The 6,611-nt window shown below is 28.3% G+C and carries 7 protein-coding genes; all 7 read right to left on the bottom strand.

Annotation, left to right across the window (positions count from 1 at the left end):
- Positions 1 to 567 precede the first annotated feature (567 nt).
- The 7 genes from I0K12_RS21500 to I0K12_RS21470 all read right to left on the bottom strand — a co-directional run bounded on the left by I0K12_RS21500 (position 568) and on the right by I0K12_RS21470 (position 6,476).
- The gene (locus I0K12_RS21500) at positions 568 to 1,077 is read right to left on the bottom strand and encodes a hypothetical protein (RefSeq protein WP_196890246.1); all 510 of its coding nucleotides are present in this window, start codon (positions 1,075 to 1,077) and stop codon (positions 568 to 570) included.
- 1 nt (position 1,078) lies between these two features.
- Complete coding sequence (locus tag I0K12_RS21495; RefSeq protein WP_196890245.1) at positions 1,079 to 1,939, bottom strand: helix-turn-helix domain-containing protein; 861 nt, start codon at positions 1,937 to 1,939, stop codon at positions 1,079 to 1,081.
- A 71-nt stretch (positions 1,940 to 2,010) separates the two neighbouring features.
- The gene (locus I0K12_RS21490; protein ID WP_196890244.1) at positions 2,011 to 2,877 is read right to left on the bottom strand and encodes an SDR family oxidoreductase; all 867 of its coding nucleotides are present in this window, start codon (positions 2,875 to 2,877) and stop codon (positions 2,011 to 2,013) included.
- A 9-nt stretch (positions 2,878 to 2,886) separates the two neighbouring features.
- A complete protein-coding gene (locus I0K12_RS21485) occupies positions 2,887 to 3,321 on the bottom strand; it encodes a DUF2147 domain-containing protein (protein ID WP_196890243.1) in 435 nt (144 codons plus the stop codon).
- Positions 3,322 to 3,473: 152 nt separating this feature from the next.
- Positions 3,474 to 3,953, bottom strand: coding sequence for a hypothetical protein (locus I0K12_RS21480; protein ID WP_196890242.1), 480 nt, complete (start codon positions 3,951 to 3,953; stop codon positions 3,474 to 3,476).
- Positions 3,954 to 3,990: 37 nt separating this feature from the next.
- Positions 3,991 to 5,442, bottom strand: coding sequence for a hypothetical protein (locus I0K12_RS21475; RefSeq protein WP_196890241.1), 1,452 nt, complete (start codon positions 5,440 to 5,442; stop codon positions 3,991 to 3,993).
- A 17-nt stretch (positions 5,443 to 5,459) separates the two neighbouring features.
- Positions 5,460 to 6,476, bottom strand: a complete 1,017-nt coding sequence (locus tag I0K12_RS21470) for a hypothetical protein (RefSeq protein WP_196890240.1) — start codon at positions 6,474 to 6,476, stop codon at positions 5,460 to 5,462.
- Positions 6,477 to 6,611 lie beyond the last annotated feature (135 nt).

Below are 6,611 nucleotides of genomic sequence, written 5' to 3'. Positions count from 1 at the left end.
CAATTCTTCATAGTATCTTTTAATTTCGTTTTTTTGAGTGATTTCATGATGTATTTTGATTTTTGGCGAAACAAAAATATCATTTTTTTGGAATCACTCTTTTTTTATGAAAAAGCCGTGTATGGACCAATTAAAAAATAGAAAATCTAGAAGTTAAGCTAAAGTGAAAATCTAGTGTCTAACGACGGAAGTAAACTTCTATGGATCTATTTTATTGTTTTAAAATTTGTAATCGAATAACTTTTTTATCAGAAAATTGAAGTAAGTTATTCTTGACAAATTTTAGAGAAGCAAACAGGATTCGAACCTATATTACGTGACTAGCATATTCAGATGTAAATAAAAATTGGCTCTTCACAGAAAATCTTTTTATTCGAAATGTCTCGCGTCTTATTCCATTTAGACGATTGCTTCTTGTCTAAAATCCGTAAACAATTTCTCGTTTATTTCATTCAACACAGCAAAGGTGAGAAGGAAGTATGCAGTCTTTTTGCGTAGTAAAATATTTTTTTGAAAAATGGTATAAAATGTTGCGTATAATTAATTTTGAAACAAAAAAATCCAACACTAAATGTTGGATTTTTCTATAGTTTTATTAATGTGTTTAAGATAAATATCTGCTCGTTCAGCTGCAAAATGATCAATAAAATAAGCCATTAAACCTAAAGTCATCATTGCTAAACTAATTGCTTTCCAAGTTGGAGTTTTGATTAGGAAAAATAAAATTGCACCACCAACTAAAAAGATAAAAGCTCCTGGATAAGAATATTTAAAAATTTGATCAAAACTTTCTACACGTTTTTTCTCCGTTTTTATAAATTCTATTTTATTTTTCTCCCACTCTTTTTGATATTCTGTAATTCTATTTTTATTTGAAATTGCTCCTGAAATTCCCATAAATAAAGGAATGAAACCAACTACAAAAAGTGGAATAATTAAAGCTTTTTCGAAAGGCGTATTTCCAAATTTCCAAAGAAAAAAACTACATAAAACAATCAAAGCTCCAAAAATTGCCATAATGATTGCTTCTATAATTTCTCCTTTAGCCCAATTTTTGGTGTGTTGTATAAATTCCATATCAGCTTATTTTTCGATATTCAATTGGTGTTTTTCCAGTATTTTTTTTAAAAAAACGACTAAAATATTGTGAGTAAGTAAAACCAAGTTCGAAAGCAATTTCAGAAACAGTTTTAGTTGTGTTTAATAAACTGCTTTTTGCCAATTCTAAAACTTTAAAATTGATATGTTCTGAAACACTTTTTCCTGTTTGTTTTTTTACTAATTCGTTTAAATAATTCGAGGAATAATTCAGTTTTTCTGCAAAGTATTGTGTTGTTGGAAGTCCAGATTCTTGCTGAATGTTTTTCTCAAAATAATTTTCTAATAAATCTATAAACTCAGAAATCACATCAGAATTAAAACGTTTTCTTGTGATAAATTGTCGATTGTAAAACCGTTTTGAATAATTAAACAAAAGTTCCAGATTGGAAACAATTACTTCCTCGCTAAAATCATCCAAATTAGAATCTAATTCAATCTGAATTTTATGCATAATCGATTCGATAATTTCCTTTTCTTTCTCAGAAATATGCAAAGCTTCATTGGATTGATAATTGAAAAAACTATAATCCTTCATTTTTTTATCCAAAGAAAAAGAACGAATCAAATCTGCATGAAAAAACAAAGTCCAACCACTGTTCATTTCTACTTCATCAGAAGTTGCGTATTCCACAACCTGATTTGGCGCCACATAAATCAAAGTTCCTTCTTGATAATCATAAGTTTCTCTTCCATATTTTACAAAACCATTTTGATCACTTTTAAAAGAAATTTGATAAAAATTACAAATGAATTTATGTTTCGGAAGTTTCATCTTAAAAGGAGTTTCAGAATAATCGATGAAAGTAATCAGCGGATGTTTAGGTCCAGGTAAATTCATAAACCTAAACATTTCAGAAAGTGTCTCTATTTTGAAAAAATCACTCATTTTACTTAAAAATACTATTTATTTTACAAACCAACATGCTTTTTTGAAAGCTCCCAAACTTTATTTACCAATTCTTCATCCAAAGCTTCTGGATTCGGATCTCGAATTTTTTCTTCATAAATATATTTTCCATTTTCGTTTTTAAACTCCTCCGAAAGTGCCAGATTTAAAATACGATTTGCACCAACTTCTGTTTTCGAAGCAAAGAAAAACATGTACGGAATTCCAACTAAAGATTCCCAACCTTTCAAATCACGCAAAAGATTCGTTTTAATAAATCCAGGATTCAAAGCATTTACTGTAACTCCAGTTCCTTCCAGTTGTTTTGCTAATTTTCTCGTACACATATTCATCGCAAGTTTCGCTTGTGTATACGACCTAAAAGTGCTCCATTTTTTTGTCAAATGAATGTCTTCTAGGTGAATATGTCCACTTTTTTCTGTTGCAGAAGATAGGTTTACAATTTTGGAAGGTGCAGAAGAAATCATACGATCTAGCAAAAGATTATTCAATAAAAAAGGTGCTAAATGATTTACAGCCCAAGTCATTTCTAAACCATCTTCCGTTACTTTTCGTTCTCCTGCATTCATTCCAGCACAATTAATCAAATAATCAATTTTTAGACAATTATCTAGAATAATTTTGGCAGCATTTCGAATACTTTTTTGAGAAGACAAATCACAAGGAATGTAAAATGAATTCTGCTTTTTTGCTAAATAATTTAGTTCATTTACAACATCCGTAGCTTTTTCTCTATTTCTACCTAAAAGAAAAATCTGAGCTCCCATTTTGGCAAGTTTACTCACTGCGATTTTTCCCATTCCGTCCGTTCCTCCAGTAAAAACAACTGTTTTACCGGTCAAATCTTTATTTAAAAACTCTAAATTCATCTTCTTCGTTTATTTAATTCTTGTCCATTTTGTAGTTTGTCCCAAAATTGGTAAACCTAAATATCCACGTAGAAATAAATCTCCATCTTCCAGCCAGATGTAACATTTATAGGTTTTTCCATTTTTTGCATTGTAGATTTTTCCATCTTCATATTCTTCTCCATCGAAAGTTAGATTGGTAAGAATCGTAATTCCAGGAATATCTCTTGATTGTAGTTTTGGATCTGGATTTTTTACATCTTTTTTTGGAGTGATTCCGTCTTTTTCAAAAATGTCCGATCCTTCAAGAAGTTTACCGCAATAATTTTCTCCACATTTGTAGATTTCAATTTTTCCATCCTTGTCTTCGGTTTCCCAAACACCAAGAATATTGTCTGCTTCGTTTTGAGCGAAAATTGCAAGATTGCTAAGTAAAAAAGTAGCGAATAAAATTATTTTTTTCATTTGTCAATTAATTTGGATTCAATTATTTGACAAAGTTGCGGTGTTTTTAAAACAGAAATTGTATACAATTCATCGCGATTTGTATACAATTTCTTTATTTGAAGTAAAAATGATTTTTTGTTTAGATTTCTGAGTTTAAACGAAACATAGTTTTAGCTTAATTGATGAGAAATATTTCTCAATATTTTATAGTTTAAAGCTTTGTCTGGAATAAAACCAAAATACTTTTTGTGAATTTTAGAGATAATTTGATTGTTCTCTTTTTTAAATTCAATTAAAGAAACAATAAAACCAGTTTTAATTTTGTATTTGATAGAATCCTTTTTTTCTTCAATTTTAATACAAGGATATTCTTTGATTTCTTCGATGTTTTTTAATTTATTCCAATTATTATCACTAAAGTTTATTTTACTTTCATGATTAGTTTCTAAGTAATCTTTTGTATCCATATCATTGTAAAAATCATAATCGAAAATGTTACTTCCGATATAGGTTCCTGAGAAAACAAAAGAAACAATAAGGATATATATCCAGCTCCAATTTTCTTTAAAAATATAATTTATAATAAAAAATATAGTAAACAGTATCGCTATGATATAAAATGTTTTAAGTGTAATTTTTACAAAATTCATAGTGTGTTATTTTTCCATAAAAATAGAAAAAATATTATTATGGACAAGTTGCTTCTAATTCAGCTTTAGAGTCACAACCAGTTGCATTATGATCAAAAGTTAAATCATCCGGGTGTGTTCCGCTATTTAATAAATCACATAAAGCATTACACATACTAAGTTTAGAATTATTTGCAACAAAAATATAACTACCAGATACATTATTAAGATTATTAAGTCCGTCCAAACTCATCAAATTATCATTGGAGCTAATTAAAATGTTAGTTCCAATACTTGTAAGAGTTTCTAATCCGTCCAAACTTGTAAGATTTGGGTTTAATTGAAGATCTAAGTCTCCAGGAATGGAACCAAGTTTATCTAAACCATTAAAATTTGAAAGATTGGATTCTTCAATACTTAAATCTCCATTAATAGTTTCCAAGTTTTCAAAACCAGACATGTCTTGTGTTGTACAATCACTGATTAATAAACTCCCGTTTATAGAAGTTAAATTATTTAAACCTTGAAAAGAATCAATAGTATCCAGAATTAGATCTCCATCAATAAAAGTAAGATTCTGTAGACCATCTAAAGATTGAAACCCTTCCAAAATAAGAAGTCCACCAATATTATTTAAATTTTTAAGAAACTGAATATTCTCGAAATTTTTTAGCGTAATGTTTAAATTGTCTTGAATAGAAGTAATGTTTTCAAATCCTGATAAATCAGTAATATCCAAACTTCCGTAAAGATTTAAAACGCCACCAATAATTTCTACGTTCATATTTTTTATTGCTTCAAGATTTTGATTATCAATAATTATAAGGTCTCCATAGATTTGCTTAAATTTTATACCTGAAATTTCACCTAAATTATCATTAGAATTGACAATAAAATCTCCATCAAAATTTGAAATATCTATGTTTTGAATATTTGTCAAATTATTATTAAAACTAATATTGAAAAAATCATCAATGGTTTCTATAGAGGGAAATCCGCTAATTTGAGAAAGGTTGTTGTTATATTCAATAGAAATTCCACCAGTTGCAGCATTTAAATTATCCAAACCGTTTAAGTTTTCGAGTTTCGGATTTTGTGCAATTGTGATTAAGTCATCTACAATCAATAATCCATTTAGACCTTCTAGGTTTTCAATCAGAGCATTGTCACTAATATCAAGTTCTCCAGTGATAATTTTCAGATTTTCCAATCCTTTTAAATCCGTAAGTTTTGCGTTGGAGTCTATTTCCAAGTCGCCATGAATTTCTTTCAAGAAAGATAAAGATTGTAAACTCGTAATATCATTTCCAGAAATTTTTAAATCATTATTTAAAATCGTGCAGTTTTCATATTTAGTTTTGAAATTTTCAATATCAGCCTGTGTTTTTAAGAATATATTTCCCGAAGGACAATCTGAAATAGGAGGTACAGTAGAATCATCATCATCTGAACAAGAAAATAAAATAAAACTAAAAATAGTAATGCTTATAATTTGATAAAAATATTTCATGGTTTTTGGTTTTAATATTAATATTTGAATTTTCCGACATGAAACCAATTCACGCCCGTACTTCCGTTATAGGTTAGGATTACAGTTTCAAAATTTGCAGAAATACTAGGATTTGTTCCGATAAAAGATGTACTTTCAATTGGACTCCATTGAAAAATTGAATTTGATAAAAGTCCAGTTCTTGTTTTTATAGATTTGTTTTGTTGAAAAACACTTACAATGTCTCCATTATCCGAAAGATGAACATCGGGTTCATTTCCTGTTCCGAAGACTTCAGGTTTTCCCCAATTTACGACTCCATTTATTTGAAAATCTCCTTTTACGATATAGACTTTTCCATCATTTAGACCTTCAAATACCATCACTGTAAGATGATTGTTATTGATAGAAACTCTCGGTTTTCGTCCAAGTAAGGGAGTTTTATAAGAATCTCTCCAGTTATAAGTTTCTTTTCCATCATCTAAAATGAATTTACAAGCTTTGTAATATATTTTTGTGTGATTTTCATGTACTGTTAAAATGTCAAAATATGGATTTCCATCATTTGCAGAAACAGATGGAGGACCAGAACCTCCGTCAAATCGGTGATTGTCATCATCAAATTCAAAAAAAAGTGGATTTTCAGAAGTGATATTTCCACCACGATAATAATAATTAGAAGAAGAATTAGATTTATGAACTTCAATAGCTCTTCCCCAATTATTTAATTGTACAGAAGGCGGGTTTCCGTAATCATAATTGATATTGTTTACATTTCCAAAACTCAATGCTCCATTGCTAGGGTTTACTTTCCCTATTTGAAGAATAAAAATGTTTGCAACATCTGTTTTACCAACAAATATGAATTCATTTTTACTATTAATATCAGTATTAACTTGTATACTTCTTTCATCAATTACTTTTTCAGATATAAAATTTATTCCCTTTATTTTTGTTGTATTTAATAAAAAAGAATTGTTTCCGTCTGAAGAAGAATCATCTTTTGAACAACTAATGATTAAAAATAGAAAAAGAATCGTATAAAATTTCTTCATCATTAAAGGATTAGATTATTGAAATATGTCAGTTATACTCTAAGTTAGAAAGAATTGTTCTCAGATTATTTTAAAGAAATATTAAATCAGAAATGAATTTTGTTTATTACTATTTTCTAGCTTAAAAAATTCAAT

Origin of the sequence: Aureivirga sp. CE67, assembly GCF_015767245.1 — a bacterium.
Lineage (GTDB): Bacteria > Bacteroidota > Bacteroidia > Flavobacteriales > Flavobacteriaceae > Aureivirga.
The sequence above is the reverse complement of the archived record's forward strand: the minus strand, read 5'-3'. Positions and strand labels throughout refer to the sequence as shown.